General features: G+C 72.3%; 22 protein-coding genes and 5 tRNA genes. 21 read left to right on the top strand and 6 right to left on the bottom strand.

The window, feature by feature from the left end; genetic code table 11:
- Window positions 1-208 precede the first annotated feature (208 nt).
- The 8 genes from ACZ3UD_RS06755 (at window position 209) to ACZ3UD_RS06720 (ending at window position 3,962) form a co-directional block, all read left to right on the top strand.
- Window positions 209-427 (top strand): hypothetical protein, encoded by a 219-nt coding sequence (locus ACZ3UD_RS06755; RefSeq protein WP_465583031.1) that lies wholly within the window; start codon window positions 209-211, stop codon window positions 425-427.
- Between the two features lie 454 nt (window positions 428-881).
- Entirely contained in the window at window positions 882-1,682 is an 801-nt protein-coding gene (locus ACZ3UD_RS06750) for a fumarylacetoacetate hydrolase family protein (RefSeq protein WP_465583028.1), read from the top strand.
- Window positions 1,675-3,174: a glutamate--tRNA ligase gene (gltX, locus tag ACZ3UD_RS06745; RefSeq protein ID WP_465583026.1), complete on the top strand. Its 1,500-nt coding sequence runs from the start codon at window positions 1,675-1,677 to the stop codon at window positions 3,172-3,174. Before ACZ3UD_RS06750 ends, gltX begins: the two co-directional genes overlap by 8 nt.
- Window positions 3,175-3,448: 274 nt before the next feature.
- Window positions 3,449-3,520: transfer RNA gene (locus ACZ3UD_RS06740), tRNA-Gln, on the top strand.
- 47 nt (window positions 3,521-3,567) lie between these two features.
- Window positions 3,568-3,640 (top strand) — tRNA-Glu (locus ACZ3UD_RS06735).
- Between the two features lie 27 nt (window positions 3,641-3,667).
- Window positions 3,668-3,740, top strand: a tRNA-Glu gene (locus ACZ3UD_RS06730).
- A 25-nt stretch (window positions 3,741-3,765) separates the two neighbouring features.
- A tRNA-Glu gene (locus ACZ3UD_RS06725) sits at window positions 3,766-3,838 on the top strand.
- 49 nt (window positions 3,839-3,887) lie between these two features.
- A tRNA-Gln gene (locus ACZ3UD_RS06720) sits at window positions 3,888-3,962 on the top strand.
- Window positions 3,963-4,104: 142 nt separating this feature from the next.
- Here the strand turns inward: ACZ3UD_RS06720 and ACZ3UD_RS06715 are convergent.
- Window positions 4,105-4,818: an IclR family transcriptional regulator gene (locus tag ACZ3UD_RS06715; RefSeq protein WP_030246527.1), complete on the bottom strand. Its 714-nt coding sequence runs from the start codon at window positions 4,816-4,818 to the stop codon at window positions 4,105-4,107.
- A gap of 231 nt (window positions 4,819-5,049) precedes the next feature.
- Here ACZ3UD_RS06715 and leuC point away from each other — a divergent pair, with 231 nt between their 5' ends.
- From leuC to ACZ3UD_RS06695, 4 genes are all read left to right on the top strand, one after another.
- A complete protein-coding gene (gene leuC / locus ACZ3UD_RS06710; protein ID WP_465583022.1) occupies window positions 5,050-6,471 on the top strand; it encodes a 3-isopropylmalate dehydratase large subunit in 1,422 nt (473 codons plus the stop codon).
- A gap of 3 nt (window positions 6,472-6,474) precedes the next feature.
- Window positions 6,475-7,071, top strand: coding sequence for a 3-isopropylmalate dehydratase small subunit (leuD, locus tag ACZ3UD_RS06705; RefSeq protein WP_465583019.1), 597 nt, complete (start codon window positions 6,475-6,477; stop codon window positions 7,069-7,071).
- Window positions 7,072-7,253: 182 nt separating this feature from the next.
- The gene (locus tag ACZ3UD_RS06700) at window positions 7,254-7,601 is read left to right on the top strand and encodes an SCO5555 family protein (protein ID WP_380612653.1); all 348 of its coding nucleotides are present in this window, start codon (window positions 7,254-7,256) and stop codon (window positions 7,599-7,601) included.
- A 133-nt stretch (window positions 7,602-7,734) separates the two neighbouring features.
- On the top strand, window positions 7,735-8,442 hold the full coding sequence (locus ACZ3UD_RS06695; RefSeq protein WP_465583016.1) for an HU family DNA-binding protein: 708 nt from the start codon (window positions 7,735-7,737) through the stop codon (window positions 8,440-8,442).
- Between the two features lie 177 nt (window positions 8,443-8,619).
- On the opposite strand, the gene ACZ3UD_RS06690 is transcribed toward ACZ3UD_RS06695, so the two are convergent.
- On the bottom strand, window positions 8,620-8,844 hold the full coding sequence (locus ACZ3UD_RS06690) for a hypothetical protein (protein WP_465583013.1): 225 nt from the start codon (window positions 8,842-8,844) through the stop codon (window positions 8,620-8,622).
- A 99-nt stretch (window positions 8,845-8,943) separates the two neighbouring features.
- Window positions 8,944-9,639, bottom strand: a complete 696-nt coding sequence (gene cofC / locus ACZ3UD_RS06685; RefSeq protein WP_465583011.1) for a 2-phospho-L-lactate guanylyltransferase — start codon at window positions 9,637-9,639, stop codon at window positions 8,944-8,946.
- A gap of 230 nt (window positions 9,640-9,869) precedes the next feature.
- Here cofC and ACZ3UD_RS06680 point away from each other — a divergent pair, with 230 nt between their 5' ends.
- The 3 genes from ACZ3UD_RS06680 (at window position 9,870) to ACZ3UD_RS06670 (ending at window position 12,937) form a co-directional block, all read left to right on the top strand.
- Window positions 9,870-10,703: a lysophospholipid acyltransferase family protein gene (locus ACZ3UD_RS06680; protein WP_465583008.1), complete on the top strand. Its 834-nt coding sequence runs from the start codon at window positions 9,870-9,872 to the stop codon at window positions 10,701-10,703.
- Window positions 10,704-10,717: 14 nt separating this feature from the next.
- Window positions 10,718-11,701 (top strand): NAD(P)H-dependent glycerol-3-phosphate dehydrogenase, encoded by a 984-nt coding sequence (locus ACZ3UD_RS06675; protein ID WP_465583633.1) that lies wholly within the window; start codon window positions 10,718-10,720, stop codon window positions 11,699-11,701.
- Window positions 11,702-11,791: 90 nt separating this feature from the next.
- Window positions 11,792-12,937, top strand: coding sequence for a D-alanine--D-alanine ligase family protein (locus tag ACZ3UD_RS06670; protein WP_465583006.1), 1,146 nt, complete (start codon window positions 11,792-11,794; stop codon window positions 12,935-12,937).
- Between the two features lie 304 nt (window positions 12,938-13,241).
- Here the strand turns inward: ACZ3UD_RS06670 and ACZ3UD_RS06665 are convergent, their stop codons facing one another.
- Both ACZ3UD_RS06665 and ACZ3UD_RS06660 read right to left on the bottom strand, forming a co-directional pair.
- Window positions 13,242-13,760: a DUF3515 domain-containing protein gene (locus ACZ3UD_RS06665; RefSeq protein ID WP_465583003.1), complete on the bottom strand. Its 519-nt coding sequence runs from the start codon at window positions 13,758-13,760 to the stop codon at window positions 13,242-13,244.
- A gap of 19 nt (window positions 13,761-13,779) precedes the next feature.
- The gene (locus tag ACZ3UD_RS06660; protein WP_380612660.1) at window positions 13,780-14,013 is read right to left on the bottom strand and encodes an Lrp/AsnC family transcriptional regulator; all 234 of its coding nucleotides are present in this window, start codon (window positions 14,011-14,013) and stop codon (window positions 13,780-13,782) included.
- A gap of 198 nt (window positions 14,014-14,211) precedes the next feature.
- Here ACZ3UD_RS06660 and ACZ3UD_RS06655 point away from each other — a divergent pair, with 198 nt between their 5' ends.
- The 3 genes from ACZ3UD_RS06655 to thiD all read left to right on the top strand — a co-directional run bounded on the left by ACZ3UD_RS06655 (window position 14,212) and on the right by thiD (window position 17,484).
- Window positions 14,212-15,177, top strand: coding sequence for a thiamine-phosphate kinase (locus ACZ3UD_RS06655; protein ID WP_465582999.1), 966 nt, complete (start codon window positions 14,212-14,214; stop codon window positions 15,175-15,177).
- Window positions 15,178-15,637: 460 nt separating this feature from the next.
- Complete coding sequence (locus ACZ3UD_RS06650) at window positions 15,638-16,663, top strand: 6-phosphofructokinase (protein WP_465582997.1); 1,026 nt, start codon at window positions 15,638-15,640, stop codon at window positions 16,661-16,663.
- A gap of 23 nt (window positions 16,664-16,686) precedes the next feature.
- Window positions 16,687-17,484 carry a bifunctional hydroxymethylpyrimidine kinase/phosphomethylpyrimidine kinase gene (gene thiD / locus ACZ3UD_RS06645; RefSeq protein WP_465582994.1) on the top strand — a complete coding sequence of 266 codons (798 nt, stop codon included), beginning with the start codon at window positions 16,687-16,689 and terminating at the stop codon, window positions 17,482-17,484.
- A 164-nt stretch (window positions 17,485-17,648) separates the two neighbouring features.
- Here thiD and rpmB read toward each other — a convergent pair whose 3' ends face one another.
- The gene (gene rpmB / locus ACZ3UD_RS06640; RefSeq protein WP_014138233.1) at window positions 17,649-17,834 is read right to left on the bottom strand and encodes a 50S ribosomal protein L28; all 186 of its coding nucleotides are present in this window, start codon (window positions 17,832-17,834) and stop codon (window positions 17,649-17,651) included.
- A 282-nt stretch (window positions 17,835-18,116) separates the two neighbouring features.
- Here rpmB and ACZ3UD_RS06635 point away from each other — a divergent pair, with 282 nt between their 5' ends.
- The 3 genes from ACZ3UD_RS06635 to ACZ3UD_RS06625 all read left to right on the top strand — a co-directional run bounded on the left by ACZ3UD_RS06635 (window position 18,117) and on the right by ACZ3UD_RS06625 (window position 22,782).
- Window positions 18,117-19,751 carry a DAK2 domain-containing protein gene (locus ACZ3UD_RS06635; protein WP_465582992.1) on the top strand — a complete coding sequence of 545 codons (1,635 nt, stop codon included), beginning with the start codon at window positions 18,117-18,119 and terminating at the stop codon, window positions 19,749-19,751.
- 163 nt (window positions 19,752-19,914) lie between these two features.
- The gene (gene recG / locus ACZ3UD_RS06630) at window positions 19,915-22,143 is read left to right on the top strand and encodes an ATP-dependent DNA helicase RecG (RefSeq protein ID WP_465582989.1); all 2,229 of its coding nucleotides are present in this window, start codon (window positions 19,915-19,917) and stop codon (window positions 22,141-22,143) included.
- Between the two features lie 105 nt (window positions 22,144-22,248).
- The gene (locus ACZ3UD_RS06625; RefSeq protein WP_465582986.1) at window positions 22,249-22,782 is read left to right on the top strand and encodes a hypothetical protein; all 534 of its coding nucleotides are present in this window, start codon (window positions 22,249-22,251) and stop codon (window positions 22,780-22,782) included.
- The last annotated feature ends 266 nt before the right edge of the window (window positions 22,783-23,048 follow it).

Raw genomic sequence — 23,048 nt, 5'->3', positions numbered from 1 at the left:
TGCGATTTGATTATTAATTTGTGAGCAAAATCACAGACTAATGTGTAGCTTTGGTCACGGTCTCTGTGGAATGAGATCTCGTAACCTGGCTGTCTCCGGAGCACGGCCCCGATCAGCCTGCCCAGATCCCCTCCGAATCAATCGGAACCACTCAGGCCGGTGCCGGTCCCCCGCGGATCCGCCCGGCCACGACCACGAGGTGCTCTCGATGTCCCTGGCGAAGAAGGCCACCAAGTCCACGCTGTCCTGCCGCTCCACGGCGAACCCGCGCCGGACCACGCTGGCCTCGGTCGAGGACTTCAGCAAGATCCCGGGCGCCCGCAAGGCCGAGGACGTCGTCACGTACGGCACCGAGCTGCCGGCCAGCACGGCCAACCCGCGCCGCACCCAGCTGATGGTCGCCCCCGTGGTCGTCGTCCAGGACTGACCCGGCAGGCGCTCCGCCGAGGGCGCCGTGGACCCCGCACCCGCGTGGTTCACGGCGCCCTCGGTTATTCGCCCGCTCGCCTCCGGGGCGCTCGGACCCGGTGCCGACGGTCGGCGCTCCCTCGCTCCTCCGTTGCTCCGTCGCTTCTCCCTTTCGGCACCGGCGCGCCCCTTCGGCTCGGGGCGGGGGCGCCCGCTCGCTGTGACTCGCCCGCTTGCCTCCGGGGCGCTCGGACCCGGTGCCGACGGTCGGCGCTCCCTCGCTCCTCCCGGCGCGCCCCTTCGGCTCGGGGCGATTCCCGCCCCAACCACGCTGAACAGGGGTAAAGCGGTCGGGAGGGGCCCCACGCGATAGCCTGGACGACGATTGACGGGGCCGCGCCCACGGAGGGCGGGGCGCCCAGCAGCGCCCGGGGGCGCCCCGGGCGGCCGACGAAGCGAGGGGTAGCCCAGCCGTGCGCATTGCCAGGTTTTCCGTCCGGGAAGGGAGCCCTGCCGCCGGCAGCGTCTCCTTCGGCGTGGTGGAGGGGGACCTTTCCCAGCCCGACTCGCTGGTCGTCCACGCGCTGGCCGGCCACCCGTTCGGCCAACCCCAGCCCACCGGCGAGAGCTACCGCTTCCAGGACGTCCGGCTGCTCAGCCCGATGCTCCCCAACAAGATCGTGGCGGTCGGCCGCAACTACGCGGCGCACGCGGCCGAGCTGGGCAACGACGTCCCGGACGCCCCGCTCACCTTCTTCAAGCCCTCCACCTCGGTGATCGGCCCGACCGAGAGCATCGCGTACCCGCCGTTCTCCTCGGACGTCCACCACGAGGCCGAACTCGCCGTGGTGATCGGCCGGATGTGCCGCGAGGTGCCGCTGGACCGGGTGCCCGAGGTGATCCTCGGCTACACCTGCGCCAACGACGTCACCGCCCGGGACGTCCAGCAGCGCGAGGGCCAGTGGGCGCGGGCCAAGGGCTTCGACACGGCCTGCCCGCTGGGCCCGTGGATCGAGACCGACCTCGACCCGGGCGACCTCGCGATCACCTGTACGGTCAACGGCGAGCTGCGCCAGACCGGCCGCACCTCCCTGATGGTCCGCTCGGTCGCCGAGCTGATCGTCCACATCTCCGAGGCCATGACGCTGCTGCCCGGCGACGTCATCCTCACCGGCACGCCCGCAGGGGTGGGCCCCCTCAACGTCGGCGACGAGGTCGCCGTCTCCATCGAAGGCATCGGCACTCTCACCAACAAGGTGATCAAGCGTGGCTAACACTGACCCGGCCGTCCGGGTTCGCTTCTGTCCCTCCCCGACCGGCAACCCCCACGTGGGCATGGTCCGCACCGCCCTCTTCAACTGGGCCTACGCCCGCCACACCGGCGGCACCATGGTCTTCCGGATCGAGGACACCGACTCCGCCCGCGACTCCGAGGAGTCGTACGACCAGCTGCTCGACGCCATGCGATGGCTCGGCCTCGACTGGGACGAGGGCCCGGAGGTCGGCGGCCCGCACGCGCCGTACCGCCAGTCGCAGCGGATGGACATCTACGCCGACGTCGCCCGCCGCCTGCACGAGGCCGGCCACGCCTACTACTGCTACTGCAGCACCGAGGAGCTGGACGCCCGCCGCGAGGCCGCCCGCGCGGCCGGCAAACCCTCCGGCTACGACGGCCACTGCCGGGACCTGACGGACGACCAGGTCGCCGTCTACAAGCTGGAGAAGCGCGAGCCGATCCTGCGCTTCCGGATGCCCGACGAGACCATCAGCTTCGACGACCTGGTCCGCGGCACGCTCACTTTCGAGCCGGAGAACGTGCCGGACTACGGCATCGTCCGGGCCAACGGCGCCCCGCTGTACACCCTGGTCAACCCGGTGGACGACGCCCTGATGGGCATCACCCACGTGCTGCGCGGCGAGGACCTGCTCTCCTCCACCCCGCGGCAGATCGCGCTGTACGCCGCGCTCGCCGAGATCGGCGTCGGCGCCGGTCTCACCCCGCGCTTCGGCCACCTGCCGTACGTGATGGGCGAGGGCAACAAGAAGCTCTCCAAGCGCGACCCGCAGTCCTCGCTCAACATGTACCGCGAGCGCGGCTTCATCCGCGAGGGCCTGCTCAACTACCTGTCCCTGCTGGGCTGGTCGCTGGCCGAGGACCGCGACCTGTTCGACATGGACGAGATGGTCGCCGCCTTCGACGTCGCCAAGGTGAACGCCAACCCGGCGCGCTTCGACCTGAAGAAGTGCGAGGCGATCAACGCCGAGCACGTCCGCAGGCTGGCCCCGGAGGACTTCGTCCGGCGCCTGGTGCCGTTCCTGCAGGCCCCCGGCCTGCTGCCGGCCGAGCCGACCGCCGAGCAGCTGGACCTGCTCGCCAAGGTCGCGCCGCTCACCCAGGAGCGGATGGTCGTGCTGAGCGAGATCGTCAACATGGCCGGCTTCCTGTTCGTCGACCCGGCCGACTTCACCGTCGACCCGGACGACGCCGCCAAGGTGCTCAACCCGGACGCCCGCCCGGTGCTGGAGGCCAGCGTCAAGGCGCTGGAGGAGCTCGCGGACTTCACCCCGGAGCCGATCCAGGCCGCGCTGCGCGAGGCGCTGGTGGAGGGCCTGGGCATCAAGCCCAAGTTCGCCTTCACGCCGCTGCGGGTGGCCGTCACCGGCCGCCGGGTCTCCCCGCCGCTGTTCGAGTCGATGGAGCTGCTCGGCCGCCCCGAGACGCTGCGCCGGCTGCGCTCCGCCCTGGACGCCCTGCCCGCCGCCTAGGGGGCTCTCCGGCGGATCCCCGCCGGGCAGGCCCGGACGGGCCGCTGAGCAGGCCGCGGGCCCGGCTTTCCGCCGGGCCCGCGGCGCACCCGGAGGTCACCGGACGGCCTCCCCGCCGCCGCCTGCGGTTATCGATTTTGGAGCCGGGGCCGACGTCGGGTAATGTTCTTTCTGCGCCGCCCGGGAGGGAACGGACGAGGGAGCGAAAGCCCCTCGGAAGGGACCGACCGAGAGGCGCAACGCCTGAGAAGGCCCCGCAGGGGTTCAACTCTGGTGGGGTATGGTGTAATTGGCAGCACGACTGATTCTGGTTCAGTTAGTCTAGGTTCGAGTCCTGGTACCCCAGCGCTGTACGATCGGTGACGATCGCACCGCAGGACAAATGAAGATCAAGCCCCCGTTGTGTAGCGGCCTAGCACGCTGCCCTCTCACGGCAGTAGCGCCGGTTCGAATCCGGTCGGGGGTACTGATCCCGCAAGGGATCGCCTGGAAAGCCCCCGTTGTGTAGCGGCCTAGCACGCTGCCCTCTCACGGCAGTAGCGCCGGTTCGAATCCGGTCGGGGGTACTGATCCCGCAAGGGATCGCCAGGAGCCCCCGTTGTGTAGCGGCCTAGCACGCTGCCCTCTCACGGCAGTAGCGCCGGTTCGAATCCGGTCGGGGGTACTTCAGAGCAGGAAGCCGATGGGCTCGCCCATCGGCCCTTGCTTTGTGTTGGGGTATGGTGTAATTGGCAGCACGAGTGATTCTGGTTCATTTAGTCTAGGTTCGAGTCCTGGTACCCCAGCCAGAAATTGGAAAGGCCCCGGTTCCGGGGTCTTTTTGTTTTGCACCGGAAATGCTTTTGAAGGGCCCCGCTCGACTCCGAGCGGGGCCCTTTCGTATTCGGTGGGGGAGGTGAGGGAGGGGGCGGGTGGGGGGAGTCGGCCGGGTCAGCTCCGGCGCAGCGCCTCGGTGAGCCGGTTCGCGGCCTCGATGATGGCCTGGGCGTGCAGGCGGCCCGGGTGGCGGGTCAGCCGCTCGATCGGGCCGGAGACGGAGACGGCGGCCACCACGCGGTTGGAGGGGCCGCGGACGGGCGCGGAGACGGACGCGACGCCCGGCTCCCGCTCGCCGATCGACTGGGCCCAGCCGCGTCGCCGGACGCCGCTCAGCGCGGTGGCGGTGAAGCGGGCGCCCTGGAGGCCGCGGTGGAGCCGCTCGGGCTCCTCCCAGGCCAGCAGGACCTGGGCGGCCGAGCCGGCCTTCATCGGCAGGGTGCTGCCGACCGGGACGGTGTCCCGCAGGCCGGAGAGCCGCTCGGCGGCGGCTACGCAGATCCGCATCTCGCCCTGGCGGCGGTAGAGCTGTGCGCTCTCGCCGGTGACGTCGCGCAGGTGGGTCAGGACCGGGCCCGCGGTGGCGAGCAGCCGGTCCTCGCCCGCCGCGGCGGAGAGTTCGGACAGCCGGGGGCCGAGGATGAATCGCCCCTGCATGTCTCTGGTGACCAGACGGTGGTGTTCGAGTGCGACGGCGAGTCTGTGGGCCGTGGGGCGCGCCAGGCCGGTGGCGGCGACCAGCCCCGCCAACGTGGCGGGGCCCGACTCCAGTGCGCTCAGCACCAGAGCGGCCTTGTCGAGAACGCCGACGCCGCTAGTGTTGTCCATGCCCTAAGACTGCAGTCTCATTCCGCGAGACGCAAGTTCAATCTTCCGGGAAAAGCGCCACTCTGGATGCAGCAGCCCGGGAGACATCCAGGATGGGGCCTCGTCAGAGTGTCCGCATCGTGGACAGCGATCCGGCGTGCAGGTTGCGCGAACGCGCCCCGCGGTGGGCGGCGCAAGCGTTTACCCGACGACACGAAAAGGCCGGCAACGCGGCCGGCTGGAGGGAATCCGATGGGACGGACACTCGCAGAGAAGGTCTGGGACGACCACGTCGTGCGGCGCGCGGAGGGCGAGCCCGACCTCCTGTTCATCGACCTGCACCTGCTCCACGAGGTGACCAGCCCGCAGGCCTTCGACGGGCTGCGCCTGGCCGGCCGCAAGGTCCGCCGCACCGACCTGACGATCGCCACCGAGGACCACAACACCCCGACCCTGGACATCGACAAGCCGATCGCCGACCCGGTCTCCCGCGTGCAGCTGGAGACCCTGCGCCGGAACGCGGCCGAGTTCGGCGTCCGGATCCACTCGCTCGGCGACGTCGAGCAGGGCGTGGTGCACGTGGTCGGCCCGCAGCTCGGCCTGACCCAGCCCGGCACCACCGTGGTCTGCGGCGACTCCCACACCTCCACCCACGGCGCCTTCGGCGCGCTGGCGTTCGGCATCGGCACCAGCCAGGTCGAGCACGTGCTGGCCACCCAGACCCTGCCGCTGGCGCCGTTCAAGACCATGGCGATCACCGTCGAGGGCGAACTGCCCGAGGGCGTCACGGCCAAGGACCTGATCCTGGCCGTCATCGCGAAGATCGGCACCGGCGGCGGCCAGGGCTACGTCCTGGAGTACCGCGGTTCGGCGATCCGGAGCCTGTCCATGGAGGCCCGGATGACCGTCTGCAACATGTCCATCGAGGCCGGCGCCCGGGCCGGCATGATTGCTCCGGACGAGACCACCTTCGCCTACCTCGAGGGCCGCCCGCACGCCCCGCAGGGCGAGGACTGGGACGCCGCCGTCGCGTACTGGAAGACCCTGGTCACCGACGAGGACGCGGTCTTCGACCACGAGATCTTCATCGACGCGAGCGAGCTGACCCCGTTCGTCACCTGGGGCACCAACCCGGGCCAGGGCGCCCCGCTGGGCTCCAGCGTCCCGAACCCCGCGGACTTCGCCGACCCGCAGGAGCGCCTGGCGGCCGAGAACGCCCTGGCGTACATGGGCCTTGAGGCCGGTACCCCGCTGCGCGAGGTCGCGGTCGACGCCGTCTTCGTCGGCTCCTGCACCAACGGCCGGATCGAGGACCTGCGGGCGGCCGCCGCCGTGCTGGAGGGCCGCAAGGTCGCCGACGGCGTACGGATGCTGGTCGTGCCGGGCTCGGTCCGGGTCGCCCTGCAGGCCGTCGAGGAGGGCTTGGACAAGGTGTTCACCGCCGCCGGGGCCGAATGGCGGCACGCCGGCTGCTCGATGTGCCTGGGCATGAACCCCGACCAGCTCGCCCCCGGGGAGCGCTGCGCCTCCACCTCGAACCGCAACTTCGAGGGCCGGCAGGGCAAGGGCGGCCGCACCCACCTGGTCTCCCCGCAGGTCGCCGCCGCGACCGCCGTCCTGGGCCGCCTCGCATCCCCGTCGGACCTTTCCGCCAACGTCACCGTGGAGGCCTGAGCCATGGAGAAGTTCACCACCCACACCGGCCGGGCCGTCCCGCTGCGCCGCAGCAACGTGGACACCGACCAGATCATTCCGGCCCATTGGCTCAAGAAGGTCACCCGATCCGGTTTCGAGGGCGGGTTGTTCGAGGCCTGGCGCAAGGACGAGTCGTTCATCCTCAACCGGCCCGAGCGCCAGGGCGCCACCGTCCTGGTGGCCGGCCCCGAGTTCGGCACCGGCTCCTCCCGGGAGCACGCCGTCTGGGCGCTGCAGAACTACGGTTTCCACGCGGTCATCTCCTCGCGCTTCGCCGACATCTTCCGCGGTAACTCCCTGAAGAACGGCCTGCTGACCGTCGTGCTGCCGCAGGAGACCGTGGAGCGCCTCTGGGCGCTCACCGAGAGTGACCCTTCGGCCGAGATCACCGTTGATCTGGAGAAGCGCGAAGTGCGCGCCGAAGGCGTCACCGCGAGCTTCGAACTGGACGACAACGTGCGGTGGAGGCTGCTCAACGGGCTGGATGACATCAGCATCACGCTGCAGAACGAGGCCGACATCGCGGCCTACGAGGCGACCCGCCCGGCGTTCAAGCCCCGTACTCTGCCGGTCTCCTGAGTTGCCTTCAGAACAAGCATTCTGACGATCCACCGGATGGCCCGCGCTCCCCTCGGGGGGGCCGGGCCATCCGGCGTTCCGGAGCACGAGTTAGCGCCGAGGCCCGCCCCGGATTGCCCATTTGGCTTTGCGGAAGAGGGCCCCGCGCAAGTACAACTGCGGGTAGATGGCACAATCAGTACATGCACCGGCACCATGAACCTCCGTACGCGGGCGGCGAACCCGCGTCCGAGGAGTCCACGGGCCGGGGATCCGAACGCCGAATTGACGATCGGCCGGACGTCACCTCCGCACCAGCTGAGGGGCCGGACGACCAGGAAGTCGCAGCGCTCTACGCGCTTGTGGCCGAGCGGTTGAAGCAAGCTCACGCCCGCGTGCATGCGCTGAACGTGTCTGCCGATGCAAAGACCGCTCTCACCCGTCAACTGCTCATCGTCACGGAGACCGCCAAGCGCGATCTTCCCGAGGCGGCACGGCGGTTGAGTCGCTTTGTACATGACCTCGACGAGGGGCGCCCGCCGCTCGACTGAGGTCGCGGACGCGCAAATCCATTGCGACACTAGGGTGATTCGCGCGTTTGGTAATTGAAAGTCCGCAGATACATACCTAACGTGCGAAAAGAACGGATGGAATCATCCGGCGCCCGTTTCCGAAGGGGAAGACGTGAACAAGGCTCAGCTTGTCGAAGCGGTGGCCGAGCAGCTGGGCGGTCGCAAGGCTGCCGCAGAGGCCGTCGACGCAGTGCTCGACACCATGGTCCGTGCCGTTGTGGCCGGTGACCGGGTTTCGGTCACCGGTTTCGGCACCTTCGAGAAGGTGGAGCGCTCCGCGCGCTTCGCCCGCAACCCGCAGACCGGCGAGCGGGTCAAGGTCAAGAAGACCTCGGTCCCCCGCTTCCGTCCGGGCCAGGGCTTCAAGGACCTGGTCAGCGGCAGCAAGAAGCTGCCGAAGGAAGGCCCCTCGGTGAAGAAGGCCCCCAAGGGCTCCCTCACCCCGGGCAAGGCCGGCGTCGCCGCCACCCCGGCCGCCAAGCGTGCCGCCACCAAGCGCGCCGCCGCTGCCGCCGCCCCGGCCGTGACCAAGAAGGCCGCCGCCAAGAAGACGGCCACCACGGCTGCCGCCAAGAAGACCACGGCCACCGCCGCGAAGAAGGCGACCGCCGCGAAGAAGGCGACCACCACCGCCGCCGCCAAGAAGACCACGGCGACCGCGACCAAGAAGACGGCCGCCGCGAAGAAGGCGACCACCACCGCCGCCGCCAAGAAGACCACGGCCACCGCCAAGAAGGCGACCGCCACGGCCAAGAAGACGGCTCCGGCGAAGAAGACCGCCACCCGCAAGACCACCGCGCGCAAGACCACTGCCAAGTAAGTCCCGCGCGACTGTCCTCGGACGGCCTTCGGCTCAGAGCCGCGGCACCCCTTCCGCGAATTGCGGGGACCGGGTGGCCGCGGCTCTTTCGTTTTCCGGGCGCTCAGTCAGGATTCGGCGGCGGTCGGTGCCCGAGGCGCGGAAAGCACGGGCGGCGCGGTCCGAAGCCCGGCCCGGTCAGCGCTCGCCGGCCGGGTCGGGGAAGGTCTGCAGGGTCACGAAGACCACCCGGCGGGCCTCGCCGGTGCCCTCGGTGCGGATCCGCACCCGCTGGCCGGGCCGCAGCAGCCGCAGGCCGCCAGCGTCGAAGGCGGCCGCGTCGAACGGCACCGGGGTCCCGTCGTCGAGCAGCACGGATCCGGCCCGGGTGGCGGGGTCGAAGGTGAACGCGGTGGCCTGCATGCCAGCAGCATAGCGAGCGGGTCCGACAGGCCCCCGGGCCAGGACCCTCGGTCGGGACTGCGGTCAGGTCTGCGGGCGGGACCGGGGTCGGGACTGCGGTCAGGTCTGTCGGCGGGACCGGCCCAGACGGGCGAACAGGGCACTGGTGTGCGGGCCGAGGCCGAGCCTCGCGGCCTCGCCGAGGTCGCTGCCGGTGTCGACGTCCCGGCGCACCGACTCCACGTCCGCCAGGCGCAGTTCGAGCGCCCCTCCGGCCGCGTGCCGGGCCCGTGAGCCGTCCCCGAAGGCGGGGGAGAGCGGGTGGCCGGGGGTGCTGGCGAGCAGGGTGGTGCCGAGGCCGGGGGAGTCCGGCAGGAAGGCCCGGCCGTCCGGCGGCACCGCGCCCAGCACCCGGGCCAGTTCGGCCGGGCGCAGGGCGGGCAGGTCGGCCGAGAGGGCGGCCAGCGGTGCCCGCGGGGCGAGCGCCAGCGCGGCCGAGGCGCCGTGTGCCAGCGCCTGGTTGAGACCCCCGCCCGGCTCGTCGGCGACGACCAGGGCGCCCAGCGCCGCCAACCGGGCGCCGGCGACGGCGTCCCTGGTGACCACCAGGACCCGGGCCACGCCTGGCGTGGCGAGTGCCGCGGTGACGGTGTCGAGCGCGAAGGACAGGGCCAGGTCCGGCCGGTGCGGCCCGGCGTACGGGGCCAGTCTGCTCTTCGCCAGGGTGAGCGGCTTGAGCGGCAGCACCAGCGACCAGGCGGCGGTGGGTGCGGCGGGCGCGGCGGGCCCGCTGGGGCGTACGGTGTCCTGGGTCATCGGCGTCATTGTGACGCCGGTCCCGGAGCCCTCGCCAGGTCGTCCGAGCTGTGTGGACGTGCGTTTGATCACGACCGTCGGGCGGGTTGGCGCGGTCGCTCGACAGCCGGTGAGCGAGCGGGCGACACTGTTCCGCGCCCGTGGACCGGGCACCGGGCAGGCCGGTGCGCGGCACCGGGACGCACTGACCGCGGCACCCCACGTGCCGCATGTGATGAGAAGGAGCTGGGGTGGCCCGCCGCTCGTACGCCAAGTTCGGCAATGCCGACTACGGCATCTGGTACCGCTTCGCGGCCGTGCTGGTGAAGCCGGTGACGACCGCCCTGGTGAAGCCCGACTGGCGGGGCTGGGAGCACATTCCGAAGGAAGGCGGCTTCATCGCCGCGGTGAACCACAATTCGATCATCGATCCGGTGGTCTACGCGCACTGGCAGTACAACAGCGGCCGTCCGCCGCGGATTCTCGGCAAATCCTCGCTGTTCTCGATTCCTTTCATCGGATTCATGCTGCGCAAGACCGGCCAGATTCCGGTGTTCCGCGAGTCCACCGACGCCGCGCAGGCCTTCCGGGCCGCGATCGACGCCGTCAACGGCGGGCAGTGCGTGCAGTTCTACCCGGAGGGAACGCTCACCCGGGACCCGGACCTGTGGCCGATGACCGGCAAGAACGGCGTCGCCCGGGTCGCGCTGATGACGGGTGCGCCGGTCATCCCGGTCGCGCACTGGGGCGCCCACGAGATCATCCCGCCGTACGGCCGGCCCGGTTACGGCAAGGGCAAGTTCAACCTCTTCCCGCGCCACAAGGTCACCGTCGCGGCCGGGCCCGCGGTGGACCTCAGCAAGTACCAGGGCCAGGAGCTGACCGCCCAGGTGCTCTCCGACGCGACCGAGGACATCATGACGGCGATCACCGCCGTGCTGGCCGGAATCCGCGGCGAGGAGCCGCCGGCCGAGCGCTACGACATGCGCAAGGCCGCCCGCGAGCGGGCCGCCGCCGCGCTGTCCGAGCGCCGCCGGGCCAAGGGCGCCAGGAACGACAACGACGGTGAGGGGACGGGCCGGTGACCCGCTGCGCAGTGATGGGGACCGGGTCCTGGGGCACCGCCTTCGCGATGGTGCTGGCGGACGCGGGCTGCGAGGTCGTGCTGTGGGCGCGCCGCCAGGAGCTGGTGGACGCCGTCAACACCACCCACGAGAACCCGGACTACCTGCCGGGCGTCCGGCTGCCCGACACCGTCCGGGCCACCACCGACGCCGCCGAGGCGCTGGCCGGCGCCGACTTCGCGGTGCTGGTGGTGCCCTCGCAGACGCTTCGTGACAACCTGGCCGCCTGGGCGCCGCTGATCGAGCCGCAGACCGTGCTGGTGAGCCTGATGAAGGGCATCGAACTCGGCACCGCCAAGCGGATGAGCGAGGTGATCGACGAGGTCACCAAGGTCGGCCCGGAGCGCGTCGCGGTGGTCAGCGGACCCAACCTGGCCAAGGAGATCGCCAACCGGCAGCCCGCCGCCAGTGTGGTCGCCTGCGCCGACGAGGCGGTCGCCAAGCGGCTCCAGGCGGCCTGCCACACGCCGTACTTCCGGCCGTACACCAACACCGACGTGGTCGGCTGCGAACTCGGCGGCGCCGTCAAGAACGTGATCGGCCTGGCCGTCGGCATGGCGGCCGGCATGGGGCTCGGCGACAACACCAAGGCGACCCTGATCACCCGCGGGCTGGCCGAGACCACCCGGCTCGGCGAGGTGCTGGGCGCCGACCCGCACACCTTCGCGGGGCTCGCCGGGATGGGCGACCTGGTCGCCACCTGCTCCTCGCCGCTGTCGCGAAACAACACCTTCGGCATGAACCTGGGCCGCGGCATGTCGCTGGCCGAGACGATCGCGGCCACCCGGCAGACCGCGGAGGGCGTCAAGTCCTGCGAGTCGGTGCTGGACCTGGCCCGGCGCAGCGGGGTCGACATGCCGATCGTCGAGGCCGTGGTGGACGTGGTGCACAACGGGCGGCCCACCCAGGAGGCGCTGCAGACGCTGATGTCCCGCTCGGCCAAGGCGGAACGGCGCTGAGGCTCGGGACTCCCCGGGCTGGCGCTCCGGGGCCCGCCGGGCGACCGTTGACTTCCCGGAAACACCTCGCACGGTAGTCTCAAACCCGATATGAGCATCGAACAGTCCTCCCCGAACCCGTCCGCCCGCAAGCCGCGCGTCGCGCTGGTCTTCGGCGGCCGCAGCTCCGAGCACGCGATCTCGGTCTCCACCGCGGGCAGTGTGCTCAGGGCGATCGACCGCGACAAGTACGACGTGCTGCCGATCGGCATCACGCACGAGGGCCGCTGGGCGCTGACCAGCGACGAGCCGGCCCGGATGGCCATCACCGACGGCAGGCTGCCGGACGTGGCGCACGTCGCCGAGTCCGTCGACGGGCAGGTCGCGCTGCCCGCCGCCCCGGGCAACCGGGAAGTGGTCCTCAGCGAGCCGGGAAGCGCCCCCAAGGCCCTCGGCGAGGTCGACGTGGTGTTCCCGCTGCTGCACGGCCCGTGGGGCGAGGACGGCACCCTGCAGGGCCTGCTGGAGCTCTCCGGCGTCCCGTACGTGGGCAACGGCGTGCTGGCCAGCGCGGCCGGCATGGACAAGGAGTTCGCCAAGCGGATCCTGGCCTCGCACGGCCTGAACGTCGGCAGCTACACCATCGTGCGGCCGCGGGACTGGGAGACCGAGCAGGGCCGCGCGGCCGTGCGCGAGCGCGCCGCCGGGCTCGGCCTGCCGCTGTTCGTGAAGCCCTGCCGGGCCGGCTCCAGCATCGGCATCACCAAGGTCGGCGACCTCGCCGAGCTGGACGCCGCGATCGAGGAGGCCCGCCGGCACGACCCCAAGCTGATCATCGAGGCCGGTGTCTCCGGCCGCGAGATCGAGTGCGGCGTGCTGGAGTTCGAGGACGGCCCGCGGGCCAGCGTCCCGGCCGAGGTGCTGGTCGGTGAGGGCTTCGACTTCTACGACTTCGAGGCCAAGTACATCGACTCCTCCGAGGTGCAGATCCCGGCGCGGCTGACCGCCGAGGAGACCGCCGAGATCCAGCGCCAGGCCGTGGTCGCGTTCGAGGCCTTCGGCTGCGAGGGCCTGGCCCGGGTGGACTTCTTCCTGCTGGAGGACGGCACCTGGATGATCAACGAGATCAACACCATGCCGGGCTTCACCCCGATCTCCGCCTACCCGAAGATGTGGGAGGCCAGCGGGGTCGCGTACGCGGAGCTGATCGACCGGCTGCTGGCGTCGGCGCTGCGCCGCTCGACCGGGCTGCGGTAGTCGTACGGACGGGGCGAGGGCGGGCCGGGAAGCTCCCGGCCCGCCCTCTGTTATTCGCTCGCTCGCCTCCGGGGCTGTTATTCGCCCGCTCGCCTCCGGGGCGCTCTGGATCCGGTGCCGACGGTCGGCGCTCCGGCGCTCGTGCCTCGCTGGTCGCTTCTCCCTTTCGGCACCGGCGCGCCCCTTCGGCTCGGGGCTGTTATTCGCCCGCTCGCCTGCGGGGCGCTCTGGGTCCGGTGTCGACGGTCGGCGCTCCGGCGCGCCCCTTCGGCTCGGGGCGGGATAGCGTGCTCGGGGCGGGGGCTCAGCCCGGGATCTCGGCCTTCACCAGGTCGCTCAGGGCGGCCGCCGGGTCGAAGGGGTTCTGCGCGGCGCCGGCCGGGACGGTCACCTCGACGTAGGCGGCGCGCATGGTCGTCACGAAGCGGTAGCCGCCGTCGCCGAGCTTCTGCGACCACCAGGTGACGTCGTCGGCGGTCGGGGACCAGTCCGTCGCGTGGTCGCCGTCCAGTTCCTCGGGCCGGTCGATGCCGCAGCGCAGCACCGTCCGGGGCGAGCTGCCCCAGGCCGCCGTGTACGGGGACGCGGGCGACGGGTCCTTGCGGGCGTGCCCGAGCAGCTCCTGCGGCAGCGCGGCGGAGAGCGCGCGGCAGTAGTCCGCGGCCTTCCCGCTCGGCCGCGGAACCTCGACCCGGGGGTCGGCCGAACTCCAGCTGCCGATCAGCACCACGACCGTGCAGGTCAGTGCGACCGGCGCGGCCAGCCAACGGACCGGCGCCGGAAGCGCGGTCAGCGCCCTGGGGATGCGGAGTTCTCTGGCCACCCGCCGATGGTAGCGGGGGCTACAGGTGCACCACCGGACAGGTGAGGGTGCGGGTGATGCCCTCGACCTTCTGGACGTTGGCGACGACCATGCGGCCCAGGTCGTCCACGGTGTCGGCCTCGGCCTTGACGATCACGTCGTACGGGCCGGTGACGTCCTCGGCGGTGAGCACTCCGGGGATCTCGCCGATCGTGTCGGCCACGGCGCTGGCCTTTCCGACCTCGGTCTGGATCAGGATGTATGCCTGTACCACGGGGGCCTCCCGGCGGCCGGTTACGGGGGTCGCCGCCGTGATCGCCCGGTCGGGCACAGGGGTGGGAACGGGTTCACCGGCAGACTGATCACCACGCTACCGTGCAGCGGGCCGGGGAGGGGAGACTTCCGCACCCTCGAAGGGCGTACGCTGCGCGCGGGGGAGCCACACCGGGATGGAAACGCGAGAGGACGGCAGATGCAGGGGACCGTGGGCGAGCTGGGCGAGTTCGGCCTCATCAAGGAGCTGACCGCCCGGGTACCGCTCACCGACGCGGTCGACCTCGGTCCCGGGGACGACGCCGCGGTGGTGAAGGCTCCGGACGGCCGGGTGGTGGCCACCACGGACGTCCTGATCGAGAACCGGCACTTCCGCCGGGACTGGTCCACCGCCTACGACGTGGGCCGCAAGGCCGCCGCCCAGAACCTCGCCGACGTGGCCGCGATGGGCGCGGTGCCGACCGCGATACTGCTCGGCCTGGTCGCCCCCGCGGACCTGCCGACCACCTGGGCCACCGAGCTGATGGACGGGCTGCGCGACGAGTGCCAGGTGGCCGGGGCGACGGTGGTCGGCGGCGACGTGGTGCGCGGCGACACCGTCACGCTGGCCATCACGGCGCTCGGCGACCTCCAGGGGCGCGCGGCGGTGACGCGCTCCGGCGCCCAGGTCGGCGACGTGGTCGCGGTGACCGGCTGGCTCGGCTGGTCGGCCGCCGGACTGACCGTGCTGCAGCGCGGCTTCCGCTCGCCGCGCGCTTTCGTCGAGGCGCACCGCCGGCCCGAGCCGCCTTACCACGCGGGCCCGGCCGCCGCCGAGTTGGGCGCGACCTCGATGATCGACGTGAGCGACGGGCTGGTCGCCGACCTCGGCCACGTGGCCCGGGCCAGCGACGTGGACATCGACCTCAAGGCCGCCGACTTCGACGTCCCGGCGCAGATGGCCGACATCGGCCAGGCAGTCGGGGTGGACCCGCTGGTCTGGGTGCTGTCCGGCGGCGAGGACCACGCGATCGTGGCCACCTTCCCGCGCGGGGTCCAACTCCCGGCCCGCTGGCGGGTGGTGGGTGAGGTGACCGGTCGTCCGCGGGGCTCACGCAGCGGCCGGGTGACGGTGGACGGCGCGCCCTGGGACCGGGTCGGCGGCTGGGACCACTTCGCCGAGTGACTGTGACTCGCCCGCTTGCCTCCGGGGTGCTCGGGTCCGGTGTCGACGGTCGGCGCTCCGGCGCTCGTGCCTCGCTGGTCGCTTCTCCCTTTCGGCACCGGCGCGCCCCTTCGGCTCGGGGCGGTGACTCGCCCGCTCGCTTCCGGGACGCTCGGGTCCGGTGTCGACGGTCGGCGCTCCGGCGCTCGTGCCTCGCTGGTCGCTTCTCCCTTTCGGCACCGGCGCGCCCCTTCGGCTCGGGGCGGTGACTCGCCCGCTCGCCTCCGGGGCGCTCTGGGCCCGGTGCCGACTGACGTACGGAGTACGGCCGATGGGCGCTGGACACCGGTACGGCACGTGACGCTCCGGGCGTGCGGCGGACGGGCTTCGGGGGTGCGTTTTGCGTAGGCTTGCGGCATCCGAGCCCGCCCGCCGTCCCTCGCGGGTGGTCTGAACCACTGCGAGCGGGAGCACACCACACATGCGCATCGGTGTACTGACCAGCGGCGGCGACTGCCCCGGCCTCAACGCGGTGATCAGATCGGTGGTGCACCGGGGAACGGACGTCCACGGGGACGAGATCATCGGCATCGAGGACGGCTTCCTCGGCCTGATCGAGGGCCGCACCCGGCCGGTCTCGCACGACGACGTCACCGGCCTGCTCACCCTCGGCGGCACCATCCTGGGCTCGGCCCGGGTGCGGCGGGAGCGGATCGCCTGGGCGGTGGAGAACGCGCGGACGCTGGCCCGGGACATCGGCATCGACGCGCTGATCGCGATCGGCGGCGAGGGGACGCTCACCGCGGCCAAGCTGTTCAGCGACGCCGGGCTGCCGGTGGTCGCGGTGCCGAAGACCATCGACAACGACATCGAGGCCACCGACGTCACCTTCGGCTTCGACACCGCGGTGCACGTCGCGACCGAGGCGATCGACCGGCTGAAGACCACCGCCGAGTCCCACCAGCGCGTCATGGTGGTCGAGTTGATGGGCCGGCACACCGGCTGGATCACCCTGACCGCGGGCATGGCCGGCGGTGCGCACGGCATCCTGATCCCGGAGAAGCCCTTCGACATCGAGGCGGTGGCCCGGATGGTCGACGACCGCTTCGCCCGAGGCAAGAAGTTCGCCATCATCGCCGTCGCCGAGGGCGCGGCCCCGCAGCCCGGCACCATGCGCTTCGACCACGGCGAGGTCGACCAGTTCGGGCACCGCACCTTCGGCGGGATCGGCAACCGGCTCGCCCACGAGCTGGAGAACCTGCTCGGCAAGGAGGCCCGCCAGGTCATCCTCGGCCACGTCCAGCGCGGCGGTACCCCGACCGCCCGGGACCGGGTGCTCGCCTCGCGCTTCGGCTGGCACGCGGTGGAGGCCGTCCACCAGGGCGCCTTCGGGCACTTCACCGCGCTGCGCCGGACCGACATCGAGCTGGTGCCGATCGGCGACGCGGTGGCCCGGCTGAAGACGGTGCCGGAGGACCGCTGGGCGGAGTCCGAGGCGGTGCTCTGAACCTTCAGGGGTAGGTTGACCTCATGGTTTCGACAGTGCCACCCCGCGTCCTCACGATCGCCGGCTCCGACTCCGGCGGCGGCGCCGGCATCCAGGCCGACCTCAAGGCGATGCTCGCCCTCGGCGTCCACGGCATGAGCGTGATCACCGCCGTCACCGCGCAGAACTCGCTCGGCGTCCAGGGCTACTGGGAGCTGCCGGCCGAGGCCGTGCGGGCGCAGTTCCGCAGCGTGGTGGACGACATCGGGGTGCAGGCCGTGAAGACCGGCATGCTCGCCTCGATCGAACTGGTCGAGACCGTTTCCGAGCTGCTGTCCGGGGTGGCCGCCCCGGTGGTGGTCGACCCGGTCGGCGTCTCCAAGCACGGGGACGCGCTGCTGGCCGCCGAGGCGGTGGCCACCGTCCGGGAGAAGCTGCTGCCGGTCGCCACCGTGGTCACCCCCAACCTGCACGAGGTGACCCAGCTCACCGGCCGGACGGTCGAGGACGAGTCGCAGATGCTGGACGCCGCCCGGGCGCTGGTCGACCTCGGGCCGCGCTGGGCGCTGGTCAAGGGCGGCCACCTGGAGGGCGAGGCCGCCGACCTGCTGTACGGCGGGCCGGACGAGGTGCACTGGTACCGCGCGCCGCGCTACGACAACCGGCACACCCACGGCACCGGCTGCACCCTGGCCAGCTCGATCGCGGCCGGCCTGGCCAAGGGCGAGTCGCTGCCCGAGGCGGTGGGCTCGGCCAAGGAGTACATCACCGGCGCGATCGCCGGGGGCTTCGCGCTGGGCGCCGGGATCGGCCCGGTCGACCACGCCTGGCGCTGGCGCTAGCCGTCAGCCGGAGAGCAGTGTCGGAAAGCAGTGGTGGGCCGACCCCCAAGGGAGCCAGCCCACCACGGTTGCGTCCGGAAAGCCTGACCGGTCCCGGAAACAGCGAAGCCGGCCCATCCGAGGATGAACCGGCTCACTGGAGGACCGGCATGCCGGTCTGCGCGTCAGCGCGAGACCTTACCGGCCTTGATGCACGAGGTGCAGACGTTGAGCCGCTTCGGCGTCCGCCCAATCACAGCGCGCACCGTCTGGATGTTGGGGTTCCAACGACGGGGGGTACGGCGGTGAGAGTGGGAGATGCTGTTGCCGAAGCCCGGCCCCTTGCCGCAGACGTCGCAGTTGGCAGCCACAGGAGTCACTCCAAGACTTCAGATCAGTTACTTTCGAAAACCCCGCCCACCCACCGGAGCACTCACGTGAACCAGACCGGACAAGGGGGTGAGCCTGGACGGTTCCAGGCAACCGGAAGAGCATACAACGCTTGCTTCCGTCCCACGAAACTACCATGACCGGCTGAGTGATCGCTCCGGTCGCCGGTCCGGGCGGCCCCGCCCGGCCCCCGATAACCTGCCGGTATCACCCCCTGCCACTGCCCGTCAGGCCATATCGGCGTCCCATCCGGAGGAGACCTGGTGCTGCACACGCTCGACGCCCCGGCCGTGCGCACCTGGTGCCAGCTCGCCCTTCGCGCGCTCGGCCAGGCCCGCGAGGAGATCGACGCGCTCAACGTCTATCCCGTCCCGGACGGTGACACCGGCACCAACCTCTACCTGACCGTCGAGTCCGCCGCCGCCGAGGTGGAGAGCCGCTTCGCCGACCCCGCCGCCGGCCCGGCCCCCGGACTGGCCGACGCGGTCCGGGCGATGGCCCGCGGTGCCCTGGTCGGCGCCCGCGGCAACTCCGGGGTGATCCTCGCCCAGTGGCTGCGCGGCACCGCCGAGACGCTCGCCGACGGCGGCGGCGCCGAACAGCTGCGGGCCGCCCTCCAGCGGGCCGCCGACTCCGCCTACCAGGCCGTCGCCGAGCCCGTCGAGGGCACCCTGCTGACCGTCGCCCGGGTCGCCGCCCGGGAGGCCGTCCGGGCCGGGGACGGGCTCGCGCAGGTCGCCGACACCGCCTACCGGGCCGCCCGGGACGCGCTGCGGCACACCCCCGAGCAGCTCGCCGTACTGGCCGAGAACGGGGTGGTGGACGCCGGCGGGCGCGGCCTGGTGGCCGTGCTCGGCGCGCTCGCCGACGCCGTCGCCGGGCAGCAGCCGATGGGGCCGGTCGCGTTGCGCGGGGACGTCCGGGCCGTCGAGAGCTGCGAGGTCCACCTGCGGCCGCCCGGCCCGGGCCACCCCGCCTTCGAGGTCATCTACCTGCTGGACGCCCCCGACCAGGCGCTGCCCGCGCTGCGCGAGCGGCTCGGCGCGCTCGGCGACTCCCTGGTGATCGGCGGCGGCGACGGCCTGTGGAACGTGCACGTCCACGTGGACGACGCGGGCGCCGCCGTGGAGGCCGGGGTCCGGGCCGGGCGCCCGCACCAGATCCGGATCACCCACTTCGCCGAGGCCGCCGCCCGGGCCGGCAGCACCGCCGCCGAGCGCGGCGAGCGCGAGGAGCGGGCCCGCGCGGTGCTCTGCGTGGTCTCCGGCGAGGGCCTGGCCGAACTGTGCGAGCAGTCCGGCGCCGTCGCCCTGCACACCGACCCGGACCGCCGCCCGGCCAGCGCCGAACTCGCCGCCGCGGTCCGCCGCTCGGCCGCCCGCGAGGTGGTGCTGCTGCTCAACGACCCCGAACTGCGCGCCGCCGCCGGTGCCGCCGCCGACCAGCTGCGCGAGGAGGGTGTGCGGATCGCCGTCCTGCCCACCCGCTCGCCGGTCCAGGGGCTCGCGGCGCTCGCGGTGCACGAGGGCGGCCGCCGCTTCGACGAGGACGTGGTCGCCATGACCTCCGCCGCCGGGGCCACCCGGTACGCCGAACTCGCCGTCGCCGAGGGGGAGTCCTGGACCATGGCCGGGGTCTGCCAGGCCGGGGACGTGCTCGGCCTGATCGACGGCGACGTCGCGGTGATCGGCGGCGCACTGGCCGAGGTCGGCGAGAGCGTGCTGGACCGGATGCTCGGTGCCGGCGGCGAACTCGTCACCCTGATCCTCGGCGAGGGCGCCGACCGGACGCTCGCCGACCGGCTGGTGGCGCACGTGCGCCACCAGCGGCCGGAGGTGGACGCGGTGGTCTTCCACGGCGGGCAGGAGTCCACGCCCCTGCTCATCGGCGTGGAGTGAAGCGGCCCCGAGCCGAAGGGGCGCGCCGGTGTCGAAAGGGAGAAGCGACCAGCGAGGGACGAGCGCCGGAGCGCCGACCGTCGACACCGGGTCCGAGCGCCCCGGAGGCGAGCGGGCGAGTAGCAGCCCGGTTCGTCGGTCCCGTGGTGTAAACAGGGGCCTGATGGGCGCTCTCGATGAACCACTGACCAAGCTCGTCGGCGACCGTACCGCGAAGGTGCTCGCCGACAGCCTCAAGCTGCGCACGGTCGGGGACCTGCTGCACCACTATCCGCGCCGCTACGTCGAACGCGGCCAGCTCACCAGCCTGGACGAGCTGGAGATCGACGAACACGTCACCGTGCTGGCCCGGATCGAGAAGGTCACCCTGATCCCGTTCCGCGGCCGCAAGGGCGACCGCCTGGAGGTCGTCGTCACCGACGGCCGCAGCCGGCTCTCCCTGGTCTTCTTCAACCAGGGCTGGCGGCAGAAGGAGCTCAAGGCCGGCGCCCAGGGCCTGTTCGCGGGCAAGGTCGGCGTCTTCAACCGCACCCGCCAACTGGTCTCGCCCGACTACCAACTGCTCGACGAGGACGCCGGGTCCGACGCCGCCCGGCAGTTCGCCGGCCGGCTCATCCCGGTCTACGGCGCCAGCGCGCAGATGCCCAGCTGGAAGCTGTCGATCTGCATCGAGACCGCGCTCACCAAGCACCTCGGCGACGTCGGCGAACCGCTGCCCGCCCAACTGCGCGAGCGGCACGACCTGATCCCGCTGCCCGAGGCGCTGGAGCTGATCCACCGCCCGCGCAGCCAGGCCGACCGCGAGCGCGCCCAGAGCCGGCTGCGCTGGGACGAGGCCTTCGTGCTGCAGGTCGCCCTCGCCCAGCGCCGCGCCGCCGACTCCGCCCTGCCCGCCAAGCCGCGCAAGGCCCGCGAGGGCGGCCTGTTGGACGCCTTCGACGCCCGGCTGCCGTTCACCCTCACCGAGGGCCAGCAGAAGGTGTCCGGCGAGATCGCCGCCGACCTGGCGACCGAGCACCCGATGCACCGCCTCCTCCAGGGCGAGGTGGGCTCGGGGAAGACCTTGGTCGCGCTGCGCGCGATGCTCGCCGTGGTGGACGCGGGCGGCCAGGCCGTCCTGCTCGCGCCCACCGAGGTGCTGGCCCAGCAGCACCACCGCTCGATCGTCGAGATGATGGGGGACCTGGCCGAGGGCGGAATGCTCGGCGGCTCCGACCTCGGCACCCGGGTGGTGCTGCTGACCGGCTCGATGGGCGTCCCCGCCCGCCGGCAGGCGCTGCTCGACATGGCCTGCGGGGACGCCGGGATCGCCATCGGCACCCACGCGCTGATCGAGGACAAGGTCCAGTTCCAGGACCTCGGCCTGGTCGTGGTGGACGAGCAGCACCGCTTCGGCGTCGAGCAGCGGGACGCGCTGCGGGCCAAGGGCGAGCAGCCGCCGCACCTGCTGGTGATGACCGCCACCCCGATCCCGCGCACCGTCGCGATGACCGTCTTCGGCGATCTGGAGACCTCCGTCCTGGACCAGCTCCCGGCCGGGCGCTCGCCGATCTCCACCCACGTCGTCCCCGCACTGGAGAAGCCCAACTTCCTCGCCCGGGCCTGGGAACGGGTCCGCGAGGAGGTCGCCAAGGGCCACCAGGCGTACGTGGTCTGCCCCCGGATCGGGGACGAGGAGCCCGCGGCCGCCACGAAGGGCGAGTCGAAGAAGAAGCGCAAGGTGGCCGAGGAGGACTTCGAGGAGGTCGCCGACATCGGCACCGCCAGCGACGAACGGCGGCCGCCGCTCTCGGTGGTGGAAACCGCCGAGAAGCTCGTCAAGGGCCCGCTGAGCGGCCTGCGGGTGGAGATCCTGCACGGCCGGCTCGCCCCGGAGGCCAAGGACGAGGTGATGCGCCGGTTCGCGGCCGGGGAGGTGGACGTGCTGGTCGCCACCACGGTCATCGAGGTCGGCGTCAACGTCCCCAACGCCACCGTGATGGTCATCATGGACGCCGACCGCTTCGGCGTCTCCCAGCTCCACCAGCTGCGCGGCCGGGTCGGCCGCGGCAGCGCGGCGGGCCTTTGCCTGCTGGTCAGCGACATGCCCGGGGGCAGCGCCGCCCGGGCCCGGCTGGACGCGGTGGCCGGCACCCTGGACGGCTTCGAGCTGTCCCGGATCGACCTCGAACAGCGCCGCGAGGGCGACGTGCTGGGCCAGGCGCAGTCCGGGGTGAAGTCCTCGCTCAAGGTGCTCTCGGTGCTGGAGGACGAGGAGGTCATCCTCACCGCCCGGACCGAGGCCACCCGGCTGGTCGCCGAGGACCCGGACCTCGCCGCCCACCCGGAGCTGCGCACCGCGCTGGAGAGCCTGCTCGACGAGGACCGCGCGGCCTACATGGAGAAGGGCTGAGCGGGCCCTCGGGGAGGCCGGACTGTCAGACCCCCGCGAGAGAATGAAGGTGTTCAGGACGCACCCTCAAGGTGCGTACCTGGCGCGACACTTGGGGGTCCTGCCATGGCATTCCGTCATCTCAACGAGCTCCCGCTCGGCGACAAGGTCTTCCGGATCGAACTCGCCAGCGACGACGACCGCGAGGTCACCCTCACCCTGACCGGCTGGCGCGAGGGGGCGGCCGCCGTGCCGCTCGCCTCGGGCAAGCTCCGCCTGCCGGTCGAGGACGTCGCCTCGCTGCGGATCGCGCTCAACCGCGCGCTGCGGGCGCTGGCGATCGTCGCCGACGTCTCCGAGCCCATCCCCGACCGCGACGTGCTGCGCGAGCTGTACCCGGGCCACGGCGCCCCCTGGGTGCCGCAGCACGAGGAGGAGCTGGTCCGGCGCTTCCACGACGGCGAGACCGTCGCCCGGATCGCCGCCCGCTTCGGCCGTACGCCCGACTCCGTCCGGACCAAGCTGCGCGAGCTCGGGCACGACCCGCGCCGCCCCGAGTTCTGCCCGCCCGACGGCTGCCTGTCCTGGTCCCGCTACGCCTCGCCGGCCCTGCTCGGCGCGGCGATGCCGGCCCAGCCGGCGGGCTCCGAGGCGAGCTGACGCGCTGACCTTCGGGGCCCCACCGGCGCGTCGGTGGGGCCCTGTGACCCGCCCGCTCGCCTCCGGGGCGCTCTGGGCCCGGTGCCGACGGTCGGCGCTCCGGCGCTCGTGCCTCGCTGGTCGCTTCTCCCTTTCGGCACCGGCGCGCCCCTTCGGCTCGGGGCTGTGACTCGCCCGCTCGCCTCCGGGGCGCTCTGGGCCCGGTGCCGACGGTCGGCGCTCCGGCGCTCGTGCCTCGCTGGTCGCTTCTCCCTTTCGGCACCGGC

It is taken from the genome of Kitasatospora sp. NPDC023118, from assembly GCF_055560875.1.
This window is presented reverse-complemented; position numbering and strand designations above follow the sequence as displayed.

Coding starts and splice junctions, on each gene's coding strand:
- ACZ3UD_RS06755 (WP_465583031.1), top strand. CDS start 209: ATGTCCCTGGCGAAGAAGGCCACCAAGTCCACGCTGTCCTGCCGCTCC.
- ACZ3UD_RS06715 (WP_030246527.1), bottom strand. CDS start 4,818: ATGGACAACACTAGCGGCGTCGGCGTTCTCGACAAGGCCGCTCTGGTG.
- leuC (WP_465583022.1), top strand. CDS start 5,050: ATGGGACGGACACTCGCAGAGAAGGTCTGGGACGACCACGTCGTGCGG.
- leuD (WP_465583019.1), top strand. CDS start 6,475: ATGGAGAAGTTCACCACCCACACCGGCCGGGCCGTCCCGCTGCGCCGC.
- ACZ3UD_RS06700 (WP_380612653.1), top strand. CDS start 7,254: ATGCACCGGCACCATGAACCTCCGTACGCGGGCGGCGAACCCGCGTCC.
- ACZ3UD_RS06690 (WP_465583013.1), bottom strand. CDS start 8,844: ATGCAGGCCACCGCGTTCACCTTCGACCCCGCCACCCGGGCCGGATCC.
- cofC (WP_465583011.1), bottom strand. CDS start 9,639: ATGACCCAGGACACCGTACGCCCCAGCGGGCCCGCCGCGCCCGCCGCA.
- ACZ3UD_RS06675 (WP_465583633.1), top strand. CDS start 10,718: ATGGGGACCGGGTCCTGGGGCACCGCCTTCGCGATGGTGCTGGCGGAC.
- ACZ3UD_RS06670 (WP_465583006.1), top strand. CDS start 11,792: ATGAGCATCGAACAGTCCTCCCCGAACCCGTCCGCCCGCAAGCCGCGC.
- ACZ3UD_RS06655 (WP_465582999.1), top strand. CDS start 14,212: ATGCAGGGGACCGTGGGCGAGCTGGGCGAGTTCGGCCTCATCAAGGAG.
- ACZ3UD_RS06650 (WP_465582997.1), top strand. CDS start 15,638: ATGCGCATCGGTGTACTGACCAGCGGCGGCGACTGCCCCGGCCTCAAC.
- thiD (WP_465582994.1), top strand. CDS start 16,687: ATGGTTTCGACAGTGCCACCCCGCGTCCTCACGATCGCCGGCTCCGAC.
- recG (WP_465582989.1), top strand. CDS start 19,915: ATGGGCGCTCTCGATGAACCACTGACCAAGCTCGTCGGCGACCGTACC.
- ACZ3UD_RS06625 (WP_465582986.1), top strand. CDS start 22,249: ATGGCATTCCGTCATCTCAACGAGCTCCCGCTCGGCGACAAGGTCTTC.